Origin of the sequence: Streptomyces sp. NRRL S-495 (assembly GCF_000966955.1) — a bacterium.
In the GTDB taxonomy this organism is placed as follows: domain Bacteria; phylum Actinomycetota; class Actinomycetes; order Streptomycetales; family Streptomycetaceae; genus Kitasatospora; species Kitasatospora purpeofusca.
The window spans coordinates 1-2,000 of sequence record NZ_JZWY01000986.1 but is presented as its reverse complement, the minus strand read 5'-3'; the positions used below and the strand labels follow the sequence as shown (position 1 = coordinate 2,000).

2 protein-coding genes are annotated in these 2,000 nt (G+C 75.3%); both read left to right on the top strand.

Features of this window, described 5'->3' with window-relative positions:
* On the top strand, positions 1-490 hold a 490-nt coding region (locus VR45_RS47575; protein ID WP_045944416.1), incomplete at its 5' end, for a patatin-like phospholipase family protein.
* Positions 491-1,270: 780 nt separating this feature from the next.
* On the top strand, positions 1,271-2,000 hold a 730-nt coding region (locus VR45_RS37475), incomplete at its 3' end, for an ABC transporter substrate-binding protein (protein ID WP_052709679.1).

The following is a 2,000-nucleotide window of genomic DNA, read 5'->3' as shown; positions in this document are numbered from 1 at the left end:
CGCGGAGGCGGAGGAGCGGGTGGTCGCCCAGCGTGCCGCGCTGATCGGCGCCGACACCTGGCCGTCGCGCAGGTTGCTGATCCCGGCCGTCGACGCCGAGAGCGGTGAGCCGGTCGTGTGGGAGGCCGCCTCGGGCGTTCCGCTGGTCCGCGCGGTCGCCGCCTCCAGCGCGTTCCCGGGCTTCGAGCCGCCCGTGGCGGTCGACGGCCGGCACTACCTGGACGGCGCCCTGCGGGCCGGTACGAACGCCGACCTGGCGGCCGGCGCCCGCACGATGGTGGTGGTCGAGCCGCTGGCGCACCGTCACCCCGGCGCCGCGCCCGGGCCCGCCCGCGTCCTGGCCCCCGAGCTGCCGGCCGTGCGCCTCCTGGACGCCGACCCGGGGGACCGCGAGTCCTGGGAGGAGATCCACCGGCTCGGCCGGGAGCAGGGCGAGTCCGCGGCCGAGGGCCTGCGCGCGTTCTGGCGCCCTGCGACCGCCCGCAGCTGAGCCCGGCCGAGGTCGGACCTCCACCCGGTTCTCCGAGGCTCCGCCCGCCGCCGCGCACCGCACCCCGGTGCCGAGGACCCCCGTGAGCAGTGCGGCAAGGTCCCCGGCGGTCTGGGGCACGGCTGCGGGGCCGTGCCGGTCTGCTCCCTCACCTGGTTCCTCGCCGGCCACCGTCATGGTGCTCGGGGGAGTGGTCGCTCTCCTCGCCGCCGCCCCCGTCCGGGGCTACGGCCACCGGGTGCGACCGATTCGGCCGTCGACCCGACGCCCGGGGTTCGCGCCTGACGACCAACGGACGGGTTCCGGTCGGGACCGCCGTTCGGGTCGGCCGTGCCGGGCTCACGAGCAGCGGTTCCCCGCCGTGCAGGATCACCCGGGCTTCGAAGGGCGGGGGTTCAGGGCCCGGTCCTGTTCGGCGCGGCGCCCGAGCACCTCGAACAGCTCCCGCGACCGGATTCGGGCACGATCGAGTCCACCACGTGGACGTTCGCGGGCCCGTGGCGCGGGCCTGTCGCCCCGCCGCGCTCGCGCTCATGCGGCGTGCGTCGGCGAGCCGCTTCGCGGCCCTCGGGCCTCGCCCCGCCCCGCCGGGCCTTGTCCCGTCCAGCCTGTTCCGAAGAAGGGCGGGGTGGACCCGGGGCGCGGTTGAACCCGATAGCGGATCGTGACATGACCGCCGCCCGTCGAGCCGGAACCGGATGGCAAGATTCCGCCTCCCGGTCGCTGCCGCTCCCTCGTGGATGCCGGTCGCGCCACCCTGCCTCGCAGAGGAGCGCCATCGTGGTCCATCTCTCCGGCCTGTTCCCCCACCGTCGGGCCCTGCCGGCGGCCCTCACCACCGCGTCGGCCCTGCTGCTCGCCGCCTGCACCGGGTCGGAAGCCCCGGCGGGCGTCGAGGACCAGGCCCGGGCGGCCGTCCCGAGCGCGCAGCGCGCCGCCGGGGTGTTGCGGATCGGGTCCGACCTCAACTACCCGCCGGTCGCGTTCCGCGGTACGGACGGCAAGCCCGCCGGTCTCGACCCGGACCTGGCCGAAGCGCTGGGGAACGTCCTCGGCCTGCGGATCGAGCTGGTCGACACGCCGTTCGACGAGCTGATACCGGGTGTCAACGCCAGGCGGTTCGACGTGGCGATGTCGGGGATCAGTGACACGCCCGCGCGCCGCAACGCGCTCGGCGAGAACGGCATGCCGACGGGTCGGCCGGGCGTGGACTTCGTGGACTACTTCATCGCCTGGACTTCGATCATCGTGCAGAAGGGCAACCCGAAGGGGATCCGGACGCTGGACGACCTCTGCGGCCGCACCGTCGCCGTACAGCGCGGCACGACCCAGGACGAGATCGTCAGCCGCCAGGTGGGTGCTTGCGAACGGGCGGGCAAGCCCTTGCAGGTCCACCGCTTCGACGACGACACCGTGGCCCTCGCCGAGGTGGCGGCCGGCCGAGCGGTGGCGGACTTCAACGACCTCCCGGTGGCGGCCTACGCGGCCAGGACCACCGACGACGGCAACT